This window comes from Acinetobacter sp. R933-2 (assembly GCF_030325485.1).
Taxonomy (GTDB): Bacteria; Pseudomonadota; Gammaproteobacteria; order Pseudomonadales; family Moraxellaceae; genus Acinetobacter; species Acinetobacter sichuanensis.
The window spans coordinates 1-19,783 of the sequence record NZ_JACAIJ010000028.1 but is presented as its reverse complement, the minus strand read 5'-3'; the positions used below and the strand labels follow the sequence as shown (position 1 = coordinate 19,783).

At 34.9% G+C, this 19,783-nt stretch carries 22 protein-coding genes and 1 pseudogene; 11 read left to right on the top strand and 12 right to left on the bottom strand.

The window, feature by feature from the left end; translation table 11 throughout:
- The first annotated feature begins 452 nt into the window (after nucleotides 1-452).
- A complete protein-coding gene (locus HX005_RS18905) occupies nucleotides 453-923 on the top strand; it encodes a hemerythrin domain-containing protein (protein ID WP_286378532.1) in 471 nt (156 codons plus the stop codon).
- A gap of 26 nt (nucleotides 924-949) precedes the next feature.
- Here the strand turns inward: HX005_RS18905 and HX005_RS18900 are convergent, their stop codons facing one another.
- The gene (locus tag HX005_RS18900) at nucleotides 950-1,729 is read right to left on the bottom strand and encodes a TIGR03915 family putative DNA repair protein (protein WP_286378531.1); all 780 of its coding nucleotides are present in this window, start codon (nucleotides 1,727-1,729) and stop codon (nucleotides 950-952) included.
- Entirely contained in the window at nucleotides 1,730-2,989 is a 1,260-nt protein-coding gene (locus HX005_RS18895) for a putative DNA modification/repair radical SAM protein (RefSeq protein ID WP_286378530.1), read from the bottom strand. It abuts the gene before it with no gap.
- A 391-nt stretch (nucleotides 2,990-3,380) separates the two neighbouring features.
- Here HX005_RS18895 and HX005_RS18890 point away from each other — a divergent pair, with 391 nt between their 5' ends.
- Nucleotides 3,381-3,866: a hypothetical protein gene (locus tag HX005_RS18890; RefSeq protein WP_286378529.1), complete on the top strand. Its 486-nt coding sequence runs from the start codon at nucleotides 3,381-3,383 to the stop codon at nucleotides 3,864-3,866.
- 794 nt (nucleotides 3,867-4,660) lie between these two features.
- Here HX005_RS18890 and HX005_RS18885 read toward each other — a convergent pair.
- The 4 genes from HX005_RS18885 to HX005_RS18870 form a co-directional block, all read right to left on the bottom strand.
- A complete protein-coding gene (locus tag HX005_RS18885; protein WP_286378528.1) occupies nucleotides 4,661-4,825 on the bottom strand; it encodes a hypothetical protein in 165 nt (54 codons plus the stop codon).
- Nucleotides 4,825-5,526: an IS1 family transposase gene (locus HX005_RS18880; RefSeq protein WP_286378527.1), complete on the bottom strand. Its 702-nt coding sequence runs from the start codon at nucleotides 5,524-5,526 to the stop codon at nucleotides 4,825-4,827. Before HX005_RS18880 ends, HX005_RS18885 begins: the two co-directional genes overlap by 1 nt.
- Before the next feature lie 141 nt (nucleotides 5,527-5,667).
- Complete coding sequence (locus HX005_RS18875) at nucleotides 5,668-6,108, bottom strand: DUF8426 domain-containing protein (protein ID WP_286378526.1); 441 nt, start codon at nucleotides 6,106-6,108, stop codon at nucleotides 5,668-5,670.
- 29 nt (nucleotides 6,109-6,137) lie between these two features.
- The gene (locus tag HX005_RS18870; protein ID WP_286378525.1) at nucleotides 6,138-6,563 is read right to left on the bottom strand and encodes a DUF6530 family protein; all 426 of its coding nucleotides are present in this window, start codon (nucleotides 6,561-6,563) and stop codon (nucleotides 6,138-6,140) included.
- A gap of 620 nt (nucleotides 6,564-7,183) precedes the next feature.
- Here HX005_RS18870 and HX005_RS18865 point away from each other — a divergent pair.
- Nucleotides 7,184-7,540: a type II toxin-antitoxin system RelE/ParE family toxin gene (locus HX005_RS18865; protein WP_286378524.1), complete on the top strand. Its 357-nt coding sequence runs from the start codon at nucleotides 7,184-7,186 to the stop codon at nucleotides 7,538-7,540.
- Nucleotides 7,533-7,835 carry a helix-turn-helix domain-containing protein gene (locus HX005_RS18860; RefSeq protein ID WP_286378523.1) on the top strand — a complete coding sequence of 101 codons (303 nt, stop codon included), beginning with the start codon at nucleotides 7,533-7,535 and terminating at the stop codon, nucleotides 7,833-7,835. The genes HX005_RS18865 and HX005_RS18860 overlap by 8 nt, the downstream gene beginning before the upstream one ends.
- Nucleotides 7,836-7,929: 94 nt before the next feature.
- Here HX005_RS18860 and HX005_RS18855 read toward each other — a convergent pair whose 3' ends face one another.
- The 3 genes from HX005_RS18855 to HX005_RS18845 form a co-directional block, all read right to left on the bottom strand.
- On the bottom strand, nucleotides 7,930-8,220 hold the full coding sequence (locus tag HX005_RS18855) for an addiction module antidote protein (protein WP_004787581.1): 291 nt from the start codon (nucleotides 8,218-8,220) through the stop codon (nucleotides 7,930-7,932).
- Nucleotides 8,221-8,223: 3 nt separating this feature from the next.
- The gene (locus HX005_RS18850) at nucleotides 8,224-8,520 is read right to left on the bottom strand and encodes a type II toxin-antitoxin system RelE/ParE family toxin (protein ID WP_004787583.1); all 297 of its coding nucleotides are present in this window, start codon (nucleotides 8,518-8,520) and stop codon (nucleotides 8,224-8,226) included.
- A 323-nt stretch (nucleotides 8,521-8,843) separates the two neighbouring features.
- Nucleotides 8,844-9,485 (bottom strand): TetR/AcrR family transcriptional regulator C-terminal domain-containing protein, encoded by a 642-nt coding sequence (locus HX005_RS18845; RefSeq protein ID WP_004787586.1) that lies wholly within the window; start codon nucleotides 9,483-9,485, stop codon nucleotides 8,844-8,846.
- 65 nt (nucleotides 9,486-9,550) lie between these two features.
- On the opposite strand from HX005_RS18845, the gene tet(39) reads away from it, so the two are divergent.
- The gene (gene tet(39) / locus HX005_RS18840; protein ID WP_004856455.1) at nucleotides 9,551-10,738 is read left to right on the top strand and encodes a tetracycline efflux MFS transporter Tet(39); all 1,188 of its coding nucleotides are present in this window, start codon (nucleotides 9,551-9,553) and stop codon (nucleotides 10,736-10,738) included.
- 142 nt (nucleotides 10,739-10,880) lie between these two features.
- Here the strand turns inward: tet(39) and HX005_RS18835 are convergent, their stop codons facing one another.
- Both HX005_RS18835 and HX005_RS18830 read right to left on the bottom strand, forming a co-directional pair.
- Entirely contained in the window at nucleotides 10,881-11,282 is a 402-nt protein-coding gene (locus HX005_RS18835; protein WP_174660716.1) for a PH domain-containing protein, read from the bottom strand.
- Nucleotides 11,283-11,785: 503 nt separating this feature from the next.
- Nucleotides 11,786-12,397, bottom strand: a pseudogene (locus HX005_RS18830) (MobA/MobL family protein); the annotation flags it as partial.
- A 220-nt stretch (nucleotides 12,398-12,617) separates the two neighbouring features.
- Between HX005_RS18830 and HX005_RS18825 the strand changes: the two are divergent.
- The 6 genes from HX005_RS18825 to HX005_RS18800 all read left to right on the top strand — a co-directional run bounded on the left by HX005_RS18825 (nucleotide 12,618) and on the right by HX005_RS18800 (nucleotide 18,425).
- Nucleotides 12,618-13,373: a hypothetical protein gene (locus tag HX005_RS18825; RefSeq protein WP_286378522.1), complete on the top strand. Its 756-nt coding sequence runs from the start codon at nucleotides 12,618-12,620 to the stop codon at nucleotides 13,371-13,373.
- Between the two features lie 689 nt (nucleotides 13,374-14,062).
- Entirely contained in the window at nucleotides 14,063-14,971 is a 909-nt protein-coding gene (gene repM, locus HX005_RS18820; protein WP_286378521.1) for a replication initiation protein RepM, read from the top strand.
- 66 nt (nucleotides 14,972-15,037) lie between these two features.
- Nucleotides 15,038-15,592: a plasmid replication DNA-binding protein gene (locus HX005_RS18815; RefSeq protein WP_286378520.1), complete on the top strand. Its 555-nt coding sequence runs from the start codon at nucleotides 15,038-15,040 to the stop codon at nucleotides 15,590-15,592.
- A gap of 65 nt (nucleotides 15,593-15,657) precedes the next feature.
- Entirely contained in the window at nucleotides 15,658-15,906 is a 249-nt protein-coding gene (locus HX005_RS18810; RefSeq protein WP_107010286.1) for an AbrB/MazE/SpoVT family DNA-binding domain-containing protein, read from the top strand.
- On the top strand, nucleotides 15,906-16,235 hold the full coding sequence (locus tag HX005_RS18805; RefSeq protein ID WP_286378519.1) for a type II toxin-antitoxin system PemK/MazF family toxin: 330 nt from the start codon (nucleotides 15,906-15,908) through the stop codon (nucleotides 16,233-16,235). The genes HX005_RS18810 and HX005_RS18805 overlap by 1 nt, the downstream gene beginning before the upstream one ends.
- 273 nt (nucleotides 16,236-16,508) lie before the next feature.
- Nucleotides 16,509-18,425, top strand: coding sequence for a hypothetical protein (locus HX005_RS18800; protein WP_286378518.1), 1,917 nt, complete (start codon nucleotides 16,509-16,511; stop codon nucleotides 18,423-18,425).
- A 1,018-nt stretch (nucleotides 18,426-19,443) separates the two neighbouring features.
- On the opposite strand, the gene HX005_RS18795 is transcribed toward HX005_RS18800, so the two are convergent.
- Complete coding sequence (locus HX005_RS18795; RefSeq protein WP_286378517.1) at nucleotides 19,444-19,641, bottom strand: hypothetical protein; 198 nt, start codon at nucleotides 19,639-19,641, stop codon at nucleotides 19,444-19,446.
- Nucleotides 19,642-19,783 lie beyond the last annotated feature (142 nt).

Sequence of the window (19,783 nt, the reverse complement as noted above, 5' to 3'; positions counted from 1 at the left end):
GCGGTTTTTTAATTTTATAGGTTATTGAAAAATAACAATTATTTAAGATGTGTTTCGCATAACCCCCATTATGTTAAATAGTGAATAAGCATGAATCATGCTATACACAAAAACGGCCTGTTAATAAATAAAAAATTATATTAATTTGTATACATCATCACATAGTTTGTTTTAAATTTTTTGAAAAAATATATACTTTTAAGCGGATGCTACTATGATTAATAATAAATACAGAAGTTCTTATGACACATCATTCAAAACGACATCACCGAAAAAAAGCATATATTAATTGATCAATAGAAGAGGATTGCTTACTTATTGAGAATAATCATCTTAAAATGCAAGAATTAGTAATTTTATTACCTTATAGCGAAGATGAAATTATTGATAGAAAAAAGAATTTAGGATTATTTCTTAGAGATAAATATTTAAATAAACTGGAGGACTAATCGATGACTAATACATTAAATATCTTTGATCAGCTTAAAATAAGCCATCAAAAACAAAGAGATTTATCAAAAAAATTAATTTCAACCTCTGGAGATAGTCCTGAGAGACAAGAGCTATTTCAACTATTAAAAAATGAATTATTTGCTCATGCTGTGGCAGAAGATAGATTTTTTTATATACCATTGATGATGACTGATTCAGGACTCAACATTACACGTCATGCTCTTTCAGAACATCATGAAATGGATGAATTATTAGAACAATTAACCGAAACTGAATTTAGTAGTCCAGGTTGGTTATCTATTGCTAAAAAACTATCTGAGATTGTTCATCATCATTTAGAAGAAGAGGAACATAAGTTTTTTCAGCAAGCTGGAAAAATTCTTGATGAGAAGTCAAAACAACTGCTAGCTAAAAAGTATCATTTAGAATATGAAAAATATTTAGAAAAGAATAAATCTAGTTTAACTTAATAATTTATATTAAATTTTTATATAAATTAGATGATCTTTTCATTCATATAACGCCAGTATCGTTTAGGTACGTACTGAATATGAAGTTTGATATTTTTTCGAGCTGTGATATTTACGCTCTTGAAGTAATCTTTCCAAAGTTGATCATATAATATCTCTTCAGTATCTAACTCGATACTGAAGTTTTGACTAGCTCCATACTCTAAATTCTTATCGATATCATATATGTTCATATCAACCTGAGAAATTTTTGTTAAATCATAATAAATACCAAAATTTCTCTTTTCATCATAAATCAGCCATCTTTGATCTTTATACCTTGCTTCAAAATGCTTTTGTATTAAAGGTAAAACATTAAAATCAGGTTTGACCAAACTTAAAAATAATTCATCTTTACACTTTTTAAAACGCACAAAGGCTTCCATTCTGTGCTTTTCACGACCTACTTGTTTCGCCCATTGCGAAACGGCTAATACATCAGGATGACCATAGTCCTTATCAATTGGTTTTGAAGAAGAAAAACTATAAATACTAAAATTAAATAAATGCTGAAAGGCTTCTTCATTTTCAGATAAAAAAGCGAAATAGAAATTACGTAAACCGGTCTTAGAAAGCCTTAATTTTAATCCTTGCCATACCCTATTAGCGTGCATTTCATTTGACTCAACACAGATATTTTCATCAAATAAATTAGATTGAATATGCTGATTACTTGAGATCAGCACATTAAACTCTTTAAATTGAAATGCACGAAATACACAACTTAATAAGCCTGTGAATGTCCCATCAAAAATATAGGTCGCCATTTAAAAGAGTAAATCCAATTGTGGTGACAATTGTTTAGTATATTTTGACTGCCCTGTTTGAAGTATTTGTTGTCTGATTTGATTGGATGATTGATCTTTAATAAATTTTTCTGAATCAGCACAACGAATAAAGTGCTGTGCTCTGTTAAAAGCAACTCCCATTTTTTTGATTTGATCAATATGAATTTTGCCATGCCGACGTGCTTGAACTATTTTTTTAGCTGAACGTACACCAATACCTGGCACTCTGAGTATCATCCAATAATCAGCTTGGTTAATGTCGACAGGAAATTGCTCAGGGTGTCTAAGTGCCCAACTGAGTTTTGGATCAATATCAAGGTCTAAATTAGGATGCTGACCATCAACAATTTCGGTTGCGTCAAAACCATAGAAACGCATCAACCAATCTGATTGATAAAGTCTATTTTCGCGTAACAATGGTGGTGGTGTACCTACTGATGGAAGAGATGTTTCTTCATGATTGATTGGGATATAACCTGAGAAATACACTCTTTTCAGATTAAATTCTTTGTAGTGACGGTCAGCCATTAAAATAATATCTTGATCAGTTTCGTTGTGTGCTCCGACAACCATCTGTGTGGTCTGACCTGCGGGTACGAATTTTGGAACCGTTTTTATGAGTTTTCTTTCATCTTTAAATTGAATTAGTTTATCTCGAACAATACCTAAATCTTTTTGCACTTCACCATGTGACTTTTCAGGTGCAAATTTTTTAAGCCCTTCAGCTGTAGGCATTTCTAAATTTATACTCATTCTGTCGACATATAGTCCAGCTTCGTGAATGATTTCCTGTGATGCACCTGGAATAGTTTTAAGATGAATATAGCCATTAAAATTTTCTTCAAATCTTAATTTTTTAACGACCTGTAACATGCGCTCCATAGTATAGTCAGCTGATTTAAATATCCCTGAACTTAAAAATAATCCTTCTATATAATTTCTTCTATAAAAATTAATTGTTAAATCAACTACTTCTTGAACAGTAAAAGCTGCTCTTTTTACATCATTAGAACGTCGAGAAACACAGTATGAACAATCAAAAATACATACATTTGAAAATAAAATTTTAAGCAATGAAACACATCTACCATCTTCAGTATAGCTATGGCAAATCCCAGATCCTGTATTTCCTAATCCATTATCTTTATTTTTACGATTACTTCCACTTGATGAACATGACACATCATATTTTGCCGCATCTGCCAAAATTTGAAGTTTTTCTTGAATACGATCTGTCATAATTCAAGCCTATTTTCAATGAATGAATTATCACTATTATATAAAATATGTCATTTGATTTTCCCTTTTTTATATTTATTACGACATGAAATGTCGTAAAGACTATCTGAAAAATATTTATAATTTTGCTAAAATTCACATAATATGCCTTATGTGAAATGCAATGCATAACTTGATTTAAATTAGGATTTTTTATGGGTTATTCATGTTCTGCGGCTAATATTTAAGCATTGTTCCACGTTTTTAATTAGCTCATCTAAATACCTGATTTTAGGGATACCTCGATATGTTCAATCAATGTCTAATAAAACATAGAACTTAGGGCATATTCAAAGGATGAGATGCTCAACCTCGTGTATTGGATGTAAAGTCTTTAACAGGTGAGAACATTATGAAAATACAATTTAAAAGTGTTGTTTTGACAGCAGCATTGTTATTGGGAAGCAGTTTAACTCAGGCTGCAACGACCACCTCAAGTATACCTATGGGCATAGAAATACCGAAATCTTGTACTTTTACAAATGTTAGTGCAGGTATTATTCTTCCAGAAGATGGTAGTGAAGGACTAGGTAAATTTACATTGACTTGTAATATGGATGGAGGATTTACGACTTCATTTCGATTTGAGTCACTAAGTAATAGTTCAACAGGACAAGTTGTAAATGCTGATGGTATTGGATTGGAAACAAGTGGAGTGGTAGATGCTGGGGTACATAGGAATCTCCCCATAAATGGACAACCAATGGTAACGTATATCACGGGTTATCTGAATAGATCAATCGACCATATCGTTAAAGTAAAATTAAAATCACCTATAACGGCAACAACACCTTCAGGGGTTTATACAGACACATTCTATGCTGATGTGACTTATTAAATTGAACTCAATTTTGTTAAAACTCAAAAATGATCTCAACTCTCTCACATTCCCCACTGCCGTCGGGCAAGCCCTTGGGGCTGATGGTGAACGTTGAGAGAGTTTCGGCAATACTCACCCTAAGAGCTTGTCAGAAGACAAAGCCCTCAGAGTATTGCCGAGAACCAATTTGGGCTGACGGAGCCACGCATCGGTCGTCCACGACAGTAGGTAATTGTGCTTTCCTACGTAGGCTGAGATTACGATTTCACACACCGCATCGACACGTTCTCAAACCGAACAGTTTGCTTATCTCTGTGAGGGTTTCCCCAACATACAATTTAAAGCTTCCCCGAACTACTCGTAACGTTGTTGCTTTGTCGATTTCCCCTAGTAGCAACTCCTGCCTTAGATACGCTTCAATCGCTCTAAAACAATTGCTGTGGTGCGCTAGCGTCGCTTAATTCCTTCCACCCACACCACATGCCTAAACGTATAAAACGGACACGCAGAAGCGGGCAAAGCTCGATCTATGAACTTATTTGATGATTAAAAACACTTATTAACGAAGACTTTTCATTTTAGGTCTTGAACTAAACGTCTTTTCTTGTGAAAATGGAGTTCAGGTACAAGCCTTTGGGTGAAATCATAACGGTCGCCAAACCTTATGATCTTCGTTATTCGATGTGTCACCATCAAATAACTGCGTACCGCTGAATATAAAGCGAAAGTCCTGATTGTTGCAAGACATTCAGGGCTTTTTCTTTTTTATTGGTATTTCATCAAATTTCAAATTTTGATTTTCTTTTGTCTTTTTACTTCAAAATTTCCCTCACCAAGCGACTAAACAAACTTTTCTTTGTTGGCTTGTCCTGTTGCGCTGGATCATCGACCTTTTCCGCTGTTTTTTCTATCATGTTATAGGGGCTATCAATCATTCCTAAGGAATCTGGGAGGTGTTTCAAAAAGTATGCTGCCATTAAACGAATCCATTGTTGATATAAAAGAACACTAAATCAAAGGCTTTGAAATGATTGTCTAGCTTTTTTGAGAAGTTACAACTCCTCCTAAACCCTCGCTTAATCCGATGGCGTAAGCGACAATTATTGCCCTCAATACCCACAGTGAAAAACTTACCAATCAACTGTTTACATTTTTTAAAGGTCGTAACAAAGCGATCCCAATTGTCACTTGATATACGGGTATAGCTCACACCTAGCTGCTTTAATTTTAATTTAAGTCGTTTTGCTGTGGTTAAATCTCGTTTACCCCATACATAAGCAACGATTTCACCTGTTTCTCGGTGATAGGCGTAAATCAACCATTGTTTATTTTGCTTATTACCGACAAAAGTCCAAAACTCATCTACTTCAAGGGTTTCATAATGAATTTGCCGTGCTTGAAGTTGATATTTTGATTGGCTGAGCGTACGTAAAACCTTGCCCATACTCACTCGCTCAACTTTGGCAATGTCTCTGACTCCACTGCCTCGCACCATCAGATGTAGTATTTTACTTTTGATACCAGAGTGGCAACCTTGGTAACTCAGCGCATGATCACCGATAAATTGACGTTTGCATATTTTGCATTGATAATTTTGCTTACCATATCGTTTTATGCCATTTTTCTTTACACTGTCGCTCAGGCAGGTAGGACATTTGATTTGTAGAGTTATTTGCATTTCCCTATAGTATCAAATTCTTACCTGTCTTTCTTTCAGCATACTTTTGGAAACACCACCAAATTTTCATATATAAATTTATTAAAATGGATAAAAATTTAAAGCCCAAATTATATTTGGGCTTTAAAATAAATAATTGTATTAAACAAAAGAGGGAAGTCCCCTTTTTCTTAAAACAGTATCTACTTTTGTATGCCATTCTTTAATTATTTTAGTTGTTTCTACATCATTACTGACACATTTAACAAGAGTTCCTCTAGGTTGAGGTAACGTTCTTCCCCACAACTCCCAATCTAATATACGGACTGGACGTCTATGTTTAATCCAATGTGTTTCACTTTGATCATTCTTGACGTTATAAGCTCCACCAATAACTTGAACTAAAGCTATTAATTTCGAACCATTTTTTATAGCAACAATATCATTTACTTCAACTGTATTAATGAAAGTAGAAATAACTTCTTGTCCTTTTTCCCATTCACCCAATCCTATAATCTTTTTATTTTCTAATATTTTATACAATTTATCATCAGAAAATGCTTGATCATCTGGATGTATTTGCATATGCCAATATGTTGTCATCATTTCTACCTTTTTTAGAATATTTAGAATTAGTATCCAATAGCTTTCAAATATTTTGATAATCTTTTTAAAGATTTATCTACAGCTTCTTTAGTTTTAGCATCATTCAAACCATTTTTAAGAACACCAATTAACTGAGGATTTTTTACCAAGGTGATATGAAAATCGTCATAAATAGGTAAGGTTTCATTCTCGGCATAGCAAATAGAAGCACATAACAAACTAGCTAAGTCTAAAACACGATGAATAGGCAACTCTTCAGATTGTCTAGACCATTTTTCACCTGTATATCGCCATACCTTCGCAGAAAGATCCATATCCTTAGAATTACTCCACTGAGCTAAACCAATGGATAAACCTTGCGCATCTGTACTTTCTGGATATTTTCCATCTAGCTTTGAATAATCTTCTAATTTCACAATTGGTTTATGAGATAAATGATTAGGTATATCCATGTGCTTTCTCCACTTAATTAGTAATTCATTTACTAAGGTTACTAGTAAACAACTTACTAGAAATCTTAGTAAAGTAAAGAATTATTTTCACATCCATTTAACATAATGGGCATTATGCGAAATGGTTCTTTTAAATCCTTTTTATTTCAATAACTTAATTAATTAAAAAACCGCCATTCATCAACAAAAAGCCGACCTCGTTACATGTCGGCTCTTTTTTAAACGCTTTTGATACTTCTTGCCTATAAAATCGGTTAAAAAATAGTCAAAAATGCAATTTCCCCTGATTTCTCAATACTCGCATTTCTGAAATTATCCGCATTTTCTGCGGATAAATCTAAGGATAAAATTTGAGCTTTGTAAGCCATAACGTACAACACTTTAGGGCATTGGCGAATAGTCAGATCCACTGCAATTTCATATCATGAACCCATAGCGAGCAGGATGCTCCAGAGAATAATAAAATGGAACAACAAGGAATGTTAAAGGTACGACAGGAGTCAAACCTCAAGCATCAAATACGAAAAACCCCGACAGGATGTCGGGGTTTTTTATTGCCATTTGCAAAGTCATTCAATCAGATTTAAAATATAGACTATAATCTATATTTTGGTTGTAATATGTGGACAGTCATTACAACGGATCTGTTTAATGAATGGCTTGAACAGCAAGATGAAGCAACACAAGAGAAAGTCTTGGCTGCATTGGTTGTTCTACAACAGCAAGGTCCTAGTTTAGGTCGTCCTTTAGTCGATACGGTCTACGATTCTAAATTTACCAATATGAAGGAACTTCGTGTTCAGCATCGTGGTAAACCATTAAGGGCATTTTTTGCATTCGATCCATTACGACAAGCGATTGTGCTGTGTATTGGTGATAAGAGTAATAAAAAGCGTTTTTATACAGAGATGCTAGCAATTGCAGATGAGCAGTACGCACTTCATCTTTCAACTTTAGGAGAACAATCTGATGGCTAAGACCCTACAAGAATTATTGGCTAGTCGCTCTCCGGAGAGCCAAGCTCGTATTCAACAAATGGCTGATGAGTTATTACTAGAAAATCAGCTTTACCTCATTCGTGAAGAATTAGAAATTTCTCAAAAAGCATTAGCTGAAACCCTTGGTATTAAACAACCTTCTCTTTCGGCTATTGAAAATCGTGGGAATGATCTGAAAATTTCAACGATGAAAAAATATGTTGAAGCTATGGGAGGGAAACTCCGCATTGATGTAGAACTTCCGACAGGAAAGCATATAGGATTCAATGTTTAACAATAAAATGGGAGCTATAGGGTTCCCATTTTTAATTTCGCATAAGAGATTTTATGTTAAATAAGATGGAACTTAGACAAAATTTTATTAATAGTTATGCATTCTGCACAGTTAGTTTTAGACCTAAAGCATTTACTACACGATTAATCGTATCAAAACGAGGTGCTGAATCTTGACGGAGTGCTTTGTAAAGTGCTTCACGTCCAATTCCTGCTTCTTTAGCGATTTGAGTCATACCACGAGCTTTAGCAATTACACCAAGTGCATGAGCTAGTTCAGCAGGGTCATTCTCTTCAAGAACCATATTAAGATACATTACAATATCTTCTTCACTCTTAAGTGCTTCTGCCATGTCAAAGCTAGGTAGATCAGCTATTTTAACCATTTTTCAATCCTCTAAAGATTTTGATAAATCAACAGCTCGTTCTATATCCTTTTGCTGTGTAGATTTATCACCACCTCCAAGCATCACAATGATTACATCACCATGTTTGATGTAATACATGCGCCAACCTGGTCCGAAGAACTCTCGCATTTCCCAAACACCTTCTTGAAGATGCTTTACATCGCCCCAATTACCACGCTGAACCTTATCTAATCTTCGATTCAGTTTAAGACGGGTCATACTGTCTTTAATGCTATCTAGCCATTCATCAAATTCAGGGAGACGTTTAATCTCGGTCATGAAAGTTCCTCTTTATTGTATTCGATCGAATACACAACATTATAATGAATATATTTTATGAGTAAATGAAATAATAAGAATATATTTTATCAATTGATTATTTAATAACCTATGTTCTTGGCAAAAGGTATCAAACCTGCTCATAAAAAAGCCGACTTGTTTCTAAGTCGGCTTTTTACTGTTTTTGAAGTCAGTCAAAATTTTATAACTATATGAAAAACAATAATATTTTAAATTGCGTTTCGTATAAGCTCTATTATGTTAAATAATTAAGGATAAAAGCTTTATTACTAAATAGAACAGTTGCTTAAAGCAGTATAGAGTTAAGTTTGCATTTTAATATCAAGTTGTCTTTCAGCACCGATAATCACCATACGAATCCCATTTTCAAAAATGTCATCCGCATTCATATTTTGTAAGGTATTCACTCCTTGGAGCATGAGTGGATATATAGTTGGATCGGCTTCGAATGGTGGGTCTGATCTTATTTCTTCTTGCTGCTCCTCAAGGACCCACCCAACAATAAACCTTCCTAATGTCATAAGTAATGCAACTGCTTCAACAGGAGAAAACCCAGCATGAGATAACAGCGCAACTTGGGCCTCAATCGTGTTGAAATGTCCTTGACTGGGGCTAGTTCTTGCATGTAGACGAGCACCATCACGGTAAGCTAGTAGTGCTCGACGAAAGCTTACAGAATTAGCGAGCAACCAATCTTGCCATGTCATCCCATCGATGGGTAAAGAAACTAAATGGTGTTCATTTATAATGGTTTCCGCCATTGCTTCCATTAACAAGGATTTATTCTTGAAATGCCAATATAGAGTTGGAGATTTAATACCCAATCGTTGAGCTAGCTTGCGTGTGGTTATTGAATCTATGCCTTCTTCATTCAACATATCCAATGCGGTACGCAGGACTATTTCACGTGTCAGACGTTGAGGTGCAATATCTTTTTTACTCATAAATCTATCACTGATAGGGAGTGTGTGAGAGAATATTAATTCTATCATTGCTAGAGAAGGCATTTGTGAAGAAATCATTGAGCGTGATTTTAATCACTATATTTCTGGATGCTGTTGGGATTGGTTTAATTATGCCGATCTTGCCTGAATTATTACGGTCATTGGCTGGAGCTGAAGCAGGCGGTGTTCACTATGGTGCTTTATTAGCTGTGTATGCTCTGATGCAGTTCATTTTTGCACCTATCCTTGGAGCGTTGAGTGACCGATTTGGACGTCGACCTGTATTAATTATTTCAATTGCTGGTGCAACGGCTGATTATCTCCTAATGGCTGCTGCTCCTTCTCTATTGTGGCTATATATTGGTCGTATTTTTGCGGGAATTACAGGTGCCAACATGGCTGTTGCAACAGCTTATGTTTCAGATATTACTCCAGCCCATGAGCGTGCAAAAAGGTTTGGTCTCCTTGGAGCTGTCTTTGGTATTGGGTTTATAGCGGGTCCGGTAATAGGTGGAGTTTTGGGTGAATGGAACTTACATGCACCGTTCTTTGCTGCTGCTTTTATGAATGGGATTAATTTAATAATGACAGCAGTCTTATTAAAAGAATCAAAACACAGCAATAAAATGACTGAGAAGGTTCAGGAGCAATCAATATTAAAGAAATTATCCTATTTGATCACTCAACCTAATATGGCTCCATTGCTTGGTATCTTTTTAATTATCACATTGGTTTCACAAGTCCCCGCAACTTTATGGGTTATCTATGGGCAGGATCGTTATGGCTGGAGTATATTTATTGCAGGTGTTTCCCTTGCTAGTTATGGAATATGCCATTCTATTGCACAGGCTTTTGCTATCGCCCCTATGGTAAAGAGGTTTGGAGAGAAAAATACGTTGTTATGTGGAATAGCTTGCGATGCAATTGGTTTACTTCTTTTATCTATTGCTGTTGAAGAATGGGTGCCTTTTGCGTTGTTACCATTGTTTGCCCTTGGTGGAGTAGCCGTTCCTGCTTTGCAAGCAATGATGTCCAGAGGTATTAGTGATGAAAGACAAGGTGAATTACAAGGGCTATTAAGCAGTTTTAATAGTCTGGGGGCTATAATTGGTCCTGTATTAGTTACTAGCCTCTATTTTATGACTCAGGCATCAGCTCCTGGAATGGTATGGGCATTAGCTGCAATACTTTATGTAATCACCCTACCCTTATTGCTTAAGTATCGCCTGAATAAATATTCTGGAGTTCCATAAAATATTTAATTTATTGGTTTAAAAACTAATGGATTCTATAGTTTATCTAAAATTAACATAATACGCCTTATGCGAAGTCGAAAAAGCGAGGTTCCACAGTCCTCGCTACATATAATCTCTATTATATTAAGTAGATGATAAATCAAGATACTTGTTTTATAAATTCAGTTTTATTCCTTGGCGAAACCATGATTGATTTATGGATACCATCTTTTTTATATTCAATTTTTATTCTATCTAAAGATAAAGCTGGAGCTGATAAAGAGTCTGATGTTTCCTCGATCTTTTCAATACTACTCAATGGAATTTCCCACTTTAAGAATATGCTGTGTATCTTTAATATCTCACTGTCTACAACATAGTATGTGGTTGGAATGGGTAACCAAACCACTAGAGCTAAAGAACTTAAAAGGACGGAAAAAATTATATTTGCATGTAAATTTTGGCTATCAAAATTACTATAGACCAAGGTTAAAAGCAGTAAAGAACTTCCTGTCAAAACTATAATCAGCCACCAATCTATTTTTGATTTATATTTTTGCATTATTGAACTTCCCTAAAATTAACATAATACACCTTATACGAAAGCCCCTATAAGTAGGCCCTAATTAGATTCTTTTAGCTCACAAGACTAGGCTTAAAAAAATAATCTAAGTAATTGATCTAAATAAATAAAATGGGATAGTAATGAATTTTAGGCTAGACGCTTAAAAAAATAGAATCTAAAATTCATTACTAATCACCTAAAGCATTGATTTACAACCATTATATTGCTTTTTTCTCAAAAACCTAAAATTCATTACTAATCGTATAAATTGTTGATTTATAATTAATATCTTGTTTTTTAGTTTCTAAAAAAATCTAAAAGTCGAATTATCTTTTACAATATAAGGGAAAATTCTGCATTCAGCTTGGCAGTTGCAATATCAGCTTCTGTCACATTAAGGAATTAAAGATCAAATAATTCGGTTAAGTCCCTCTCAGAAGTATTTCCATGAAAAAATTCAGTACAAGTGAGCATCTCAAAAAAATGGATCGCAAGGATTAACGCCTCAAACTGTCATTAATCAATTCTTCAGTCTTCTGCCTATACAACTGCAGCTGCGCTTTCCCCATCCCCAATACATCAGCCGTCAGCTTTTGCGCGCCACCTTTCTGCGGATCCTTCGGGTTATAACGCTTAAAAAACTGCTCAGCTGTCCGATCGATCCCATCCACATGCCGTTCACTATACATAAAATGCAAATGCGGTTGCTCTTGCCCACCCAACGATCCAACATGATTATGAATGGCACACGTAAAGGGATAGCTATAGCGGTCTGCAAACTCAGTAATAAATGCCTCGGCCAATTCAATCCGCTGCGCCTGGTTCAACTCTTTCGGTAAAGCCACCACCAAACTGGAACAGGTACGACCATTACTGCGTTCATAAATATCTGCAGCGTCCCAAAACTCAGCCGGATTTCCTTCAGCAAAATTTGGCAGATTGCCGGATCTCACAAACTCAATCAGCTCCGAAGCCGATTCCTTATAATTTTTAAAGTGCGAAGTCCGGGTAATGTAGTGAAACCGGTTCTTGGCCGTGGCAGCATTTTTTACTTTCCCCGATCGGGTTTTCACGGCCTTTTTACTTGTGTGTTCCAGGTTGCAATAGAACATTGTCCCACCTTCAAATTCACGGAGCCTCGCAGAGCCTGCGGAGCACGAGGAGAAGTGTTTTTATTTCAGTATAATTCGAAGAAATTATACTGAAATAAAAACACGGAAACGAGCTTAAGAATTAAATATAATGTTCCCACATTTTATTTAATTCTTCTCATGCCGGCCTATGCTAAACTGAAAACACAAAAACCTCACCCATTTTATGCTGGAGAATGCGATGGCGGCACGTGGAAGACCTGCGAAAATACTCACCTCAAATGACCTCACCACATTGCAGCAATTTCTAGAGAAACTTCCCTTCCTCAAGAAAAAACAACAACAGGCTTTGACCCTACTTCAGCACTCCAATGCCAGATTCAATGACCAACAACTCAGCCTGTTCAAAACAGTCGACCGGGAGAAAAATCAGTTTCTAACAAGACAGGCACTCATTGAACAAATCAAACTAAAGGACAAAAACCAACAGCCCCTCTTGGCCAACGAAATTGAAATTTTGACCTTACTCAATCAAACAATGGATCAGGATAATTTCTTCCGCCTAGATCGTGCCCTAGAGTCTTACCAGAAAATTGAAAAAGCAGCCCTAGACAATCGAATCCGGCTGGAGAATGAACACAAACGTGAAATTTTGCAGAAAAGTCACAAAGAACTGACAGAAGCCCAGAAAAAACGCAATGCAGAAAACCAACTCAAATACGCGATAGGAGGTGTAGTTCAATCGCTTTATAAAGACCTCAATCTTCAGATCCAGCACAGTGATATTCCCCTACTCAGAGATGCCCTCCTACAGAGCATTATTTGGGAAAAAACCATTAAAGAAACCACAATCTATAAAGAGATCCAAAACAACACCGAAGATATCAAGGAAGAAACAAAATTATTCCAGCGTATACTTGAAGATTTGCCAACCTATAAAATCAATGGGAAAGATTTTCACAAGGTACTCATCCAAAAGCACCGTATAAAGCCATAAAATGCGATTACAGCCTGTTTTTGGCTTAACCCTATAGTTCCCCCATACAAAAAATGTAATCAGGGCTAAAAATGCGAAATAAGCCCTTTTACATTTCACTCTAGATCAATCCTTAATTTATAAACTAAGTAATGTCCTTAAAACTCAAATTAAATACCTAAAAGGTATCTATAGAGCGAGTGTCTACGAGCGACACAATGAAAAGTCGCGCCTAGACCCTTTGAAAAACCGCTTTTTAAGGCTGTATAGCCTAAAAAAGCATAAATCACATGCTAAACCTGGTTTCTAGATCGAGCATAGCGAGCAAAAAGCTTTATGAGCGTAGCGAATTCATTATGCTCTTGCCTTTGCTTTTGCTCTTTTTAATTTCACGGAAACATGAACCAAAAAATTGCCCCTAGAATCGAGCGAAAGCGAGATTCAATAGAGTTTGAGCGTAGCGAAAACATAGGGCAATTTTTAATGACTTGGGCTTTTCTAATTTTTAAAATTTTAAATACTTTTCCGATAGCTGAAAGCATTATATAGCAAAGGTTTCAGAGGCAATGAAACGAGGTTTACCTTGCAATGAAACGAGGTTTACCTTGCAATGAAACGAGGTTTACCTTGCAATGAAACGAGGTTTACCTTGCAATAAGCGAGTAAACAATATAACCTCGTCTTAACGAAATAAAAATATCACTCGTTATATGAAAACTGAACTAATAGTCAAAGATAATGCCCTAATCAATGCTAGTTATAATCTTGACCTTGTTGAACAACGATTAATTCTTTTAGCAATAGTGGAAGCACGTGAATCAGGTAAAGGAATCAATGCTAATGATCCTCTAACTGTTCATGCTGAGAGTTATATCAATCAATTTAATGTTCATCGGAATACTGCCTATCAGGCATTAAAAGATGCTTGTGATGATTTATTTGCAAGACAGTTTAGTTATCAAAGCCTTAGTGAAAAAGGCAATGTTATTAACCATAAATCTAGATGGGTTAGTGAAGTTGCTTATATAGACAATGAGGCTGTTGTACGGCTCATCTTTTCCCCTGCTATTGTTCCTTTAATTACTAAGCTTGAAGAACAATTTACAAAGTATGAGATGCAACAAATTAGTAATTTAACAAGTGCTTATGCTGTACGTTTATATGAAATATTAATCGCCTGGCGTAGCACAGGTAAAACACCACTTATCAACTTAAGTGATTTTAGAAAGAAAATAGGAGTTTTAGAGACAGAATATAAAAGGATGTACGACTTCAAAAAATATGTTTTAGATATTGCTTTAAAACAAGTAAATGAACATACGGATATAACTGTCAATGTTGAACAACATAAAGTGGGCAGATCAATTATTGGATTCTCTTTTAATTTCAAACAGAAAAAGCCTGTTTCAAACATAGAAAGTAAAAATAATGTGAAACTTTTAACAACCGCACAACGTCAACTATTTGCCAGTAAACTGTCTAAATTGCCAGAAATGGGTAATCTTTCTTATGGTACAGAAAGTTATGAAGAGTTTGCTATACGTATTGCAGATATGCTTAAAGATCCAGAAAAAGTAAAGGAATTAGCACCTCTTCTCAAAAAAGTAGGACTTAAATAGAAGTGTCAATTGACAGTGTTAAGTTAACAGTTAAGTATTAACACAAATTGACAGCTAATTGACATCATGAAAAAACTATCAGTTTCAGAGTTAGCAAAACTATATAGCTTATCTAGACAAGCCATATATGCCCATATAAATAAAGGGAATTTATCCAAAGGATCAGATGGATTAATTGATTTTTCAGAAGCTATTAGGGTTTTTGGTGAACCTAAAAGTAAAGAATCAAAAGTCAATGAAAGTAAATCAATTAACAGTCAAGAAGTAACAGAAGTTGACATGTTAAAATGTCAAGTTGACATGCTTGAAAAACAGTTGAATCAAGCAGTTTTGAGAGAGAATCAATCCTTAGAGCGAGAATCCTTCTATCAAGAACAAATTGAAGCTATGCAACGCCTACTGGAAGCTCCAAAGCCTAATATGACTACGTTTACCGATCAAAAACCCGAACCTGATATAGCACCATCTATCAATCCTAAAGTAGATATAGCTGTACCAGAAGAAAAAATAACACCTACACCAGAACCTACTGAAAACCCACGCATACCAGTACCTGAACATATTGAGCCTGAACCAAAGAAAAGGGGATTCCTCAGTCGTTTTTTCTTGCCTAATGGCTAGGAAGATTGACTGATTTCATTTTTAGTAGATAATAGTTATACTTTTATATAACTTTTGAGGTGGATATGCTTCACACTAATCTACGAAAAGTTGGTGGGTCTGTAATGTTGGCTGTCCCACCTACATTGTTAAAAAAATTAGGCTTAGATGCTGGAAAGACCGTTTCACTTGATGTTCAAGATGGAAAGCTCTTAGTTGAACCTAAAAAGAAACCATCATATAAACTTGCCGATCTTCTTGCTGAACAACAAGCTCTAGATCTCGAACAAGATGCTTGGGAAGGTATGAGACCTGTAGGGCGAGAAGAAATCTAATGAATAAAGGCGATATCTATTTAATTTCTTTAGATCCGACTTTAGGACATGAACAACAGGGCAAACGTCCTGTATTGGTTATTTCACCTGAACCATTCAACCGTGTAACCAAAATGCCTATCGTGTTACCGATAACATCAGGTGGGCGTTTTGTACGTAATTCAGGTTTTGCTGTCGAAGTCACAGGTGGTAAAACGACAGGAGTTGTCCGTTGTGATCAGCCTAGAGCTTTAGACTTTGATGCTCGACATGCCAAACTCTTAGAATCCGTTGATGCTGACGTTTTAGATGAGGTTATGGCTCGTTTTACAGCAATCTTTGAAGAATGATCATTATCAAGATGATCTAATCAAAATTGTGGAACAGCGGTTAAATACTAGGCGTGGAACGTGAATAATCATGAAAAAAGCCCAACTTGTACAAGTTAGGCTTTTTTATGGATTGCAAATTATTGAAATAATTAAACTAATACAATCGATTTCGCATAAGGCGTATTATGTTAATTTTAGAAATATTTAAAAATTGAATATTTGTATCTGTTTTTTTACATTAAAACATGTAAATTTAAAAAATTACCAACTTTAACTTTTATAGGAGATTTTATGATCCAACCTTCGAGCTGTATAACATTATTATGTTTGACTATATCTAGTTCTATATATGCTAAAACTGATTATGAGGCAATTTCTAACACGTTAGAGAAAATCCAACCTGGATTAATAAAATATGCAAATGAAGCTGACCAACGTAGAAAAGAACAAGAAATTAAAGCTAAAAAGGAGGCAGAAGAAGCTACAAAGAAAACAGCACAATTAGACGCAATGAAGCAACAACAATTACAGCAAGATAGCATAAATCTGTTTAAAAAACAGTCAACCCTATCTCCACCTAAAGAGTGGCAGAATGATCCTATCTTCCATAAACAATTATTGCAAACAAGCGGTAATAGTAGCTCTACTCCAACCCAAACAATCTTTTCATTGTCACAATTGTATTTTGGCTTCCATAATCGAATAGCATATATAGACACGAAAAATAATTTAGTATTGCATGATTTGAATACTAAAAATATTCAAGTCATTAAGAAAATGACTTCTATTGAAGATATGTCATATATTACTTTATTAAAAAATAATATATTAATTTTTTACGCTAACAAAAAAAATGAACTAATTGATCAAAAAGGACAAGTATTAAAAACATGGAATAATTCCTTTCTTAATCTTAAGAATACCTCTGATTTTATAATAGAGCAAAATCTATTTGAATGTGACGCAAAAATTTACGATGAACAAGGTAATTTAAAACATACCATTAACTTGAAATCACAAGGTTATAAAAGATGTATCATTAATACTAATAACTTAAAATCTGAACCTTTCACATTCGAAGTCTTAGCGTATAAAAATGGTGTCAGTTCTTTTTATAAAAATAATCTTTTGATATCTAACTTCAAAAGCCCAGAGAGCATGATATTTATTTCTGATTTATATGCAATGGAATTCAGTCCTTATAATGATAAAAAAGGACCTAAAGTTATTGTAAATTTAAATAACCCACAACAGAGATGTAGCCTTAAAAATTATAATGAGAGTTACCGTTTTCACATATACGAAATTAATAGAAGGCTTGTACAGCAAAGTCCAGCAGGTATTTTAAACTTTGAGACATGCAAAGTAGAACCTATTCAATACAATTCAGTTCAATCCAGTATAAATCCTATCTGGGGGAGTAAGAATTATCTGGGAGTATTTAATAGTGTAACTGGGGAGTTCTCATTATTGAATGAGCAAACATTACAAGAAAAATGGAAAGTAAATACCAGTATGACTAATTATCCTCAAGTGAGTATTCGTTCTAGATATGATTTTCTATCAAATCCACAAACAGGAATTACAGCAATATTGTCAGATTCTCTAAATGAAGTCGCACTTATACATTATCCAGATACACAAGCGGGAGAAAAATCTTATGAAACAGATATGATAAAAACCTATAAATTACAAACGGGGGAATTAATCTCTGAACAAAAAGTCAAAGGAGTATTAAGGAATAATTTTCTCCTTGTAAGTAATGCAACTATAGACGCAGAAAAAAAACAGAATATTAAAAATGGTACATTACGCAGTTACCAAATATTAAATCTTTTTAAACCTAATCATTCTCAAAATTATGAAAAATTTTTAGAGAGTATTAAAAAAGACAAATATGAAACAACAGTTGAATATAAAAATCGTCTTAAAAACCTAAAACAACCTTTTACAATGAATGTAAATATCGAAGATTACAATGCTGATAAAGGAGTATTGCAATTATCTTGGCAATCAATGTTTATTAATATTCAAATCCCACCGACCCAAGCTCGCCAATTAGATGAATATAAAAATCTTGAGATAAAAGGAAATTTAAGCTTTATAGATGAAAACTTCTTACTTCTTAAAGATATCTCTATTCAACTACCAAATAACAAAACTATTTCTATTCCAAACAAAGAAATTCCTACAAAAGAAAATAAATAAATGATCTCAACTCTCTTACATTCCCCACAGCCGTCGGGCAAGCCCTTGGGGCTGATGGTGAACGTTGAGAGAGTTTCGGCAATACTCACCCTAAGAGCTTGTCAAAAGACAAAGCCCTCAGAGTATTGCCGAGAACCAATTTTGGGCTGACGGAGCCACGCATCGGTCGTCCACGACAGTAGGTAATTGTGCTTTCCTACATAGGTTGAGATTACGATTTCACACACCGCATCGACACGTTCTCAAACCGAACAGTTTGCTTATCTCTGTGAGGGTTTCCCCAACATACAATTTAAAGCTTCCCCGAACTACTCGTAACGTTGTTGCTTTGTCGATTTCCCCTAGTAGCAACTCCTGCCTTAGATACGCTTCAATCGCTCTAAAACAATTGCTGTGGTGCGCTAGCGTCGCTTAATTCCTTCCACCCACACCACATGCCTAAACGTATAAAACGGACACGCAGAAGCGGGCAAAGCTCGATCTATGAACTTATTTGATGATTAAAAACACTTATTAACGAAGACTTTTCATTTTAGGTCTTGAACTAAACGTCTTTTCTTGTGAAAATGGAGTTCAGGTACAAGCCTTTGGGTGAAATCATAACGGTCGCCAAACCTTATGATCTTCGTTATTCGATGTGTCACCATCAAATAACTGCGTACCGCTGAATATAAAGCGAAAGCCCTGATTGTTGCAAGACATTCAGGGCTTTCTCTTTTTTCTTGGTATTCCATTAAAATTTGATTTTCTTTTGTCTTTTTACTTCAAAATTTCCCTTACCAAGCGACTAAACAAACTTTTCTTCGTTGGCTTGTACCAAGAGATCTTGCTGAAGCTAACAATACTCTTCATCCTTCACAAGTTCTTTAATTTTCTCGGTAAGATACTGTTCTTAATGAAGAATATAGGTTTAAGTATATCAATAGCATATAAGAATTTTAGTAGTTTTGCACAAAAAACGAGAGCTTTAAGCTCTCGTTTTGTACAATCAATATCGTATTAGTTGTAGCAATAGTATTTACAAAATTTTAAAAATTTTTCCACTTAAATTACTTTGGAAAAACATTTCGAAACTAGGTCGAATATCTTCTCCATCAACAGTGATATGTTTTATATTCGAGTGAGATTGGGTATCGACAAACTGATGATCTACTGTTGCTTGAATAGCATATTTAACCCCAAATTGGTCTTTTACACTGAGATTGTGTTTAAACATATATATTTTCCCTTAATAAGATTATAGTGGTAGAAATCTACCCAAATTCATAATGATTGTTGATGTTAGAGGTGGTCCCACTTGTTTGAACAACTAAAAGCGTATTTATAAGTGATATTCCGCTCTAGTTAAGCCACCTTGT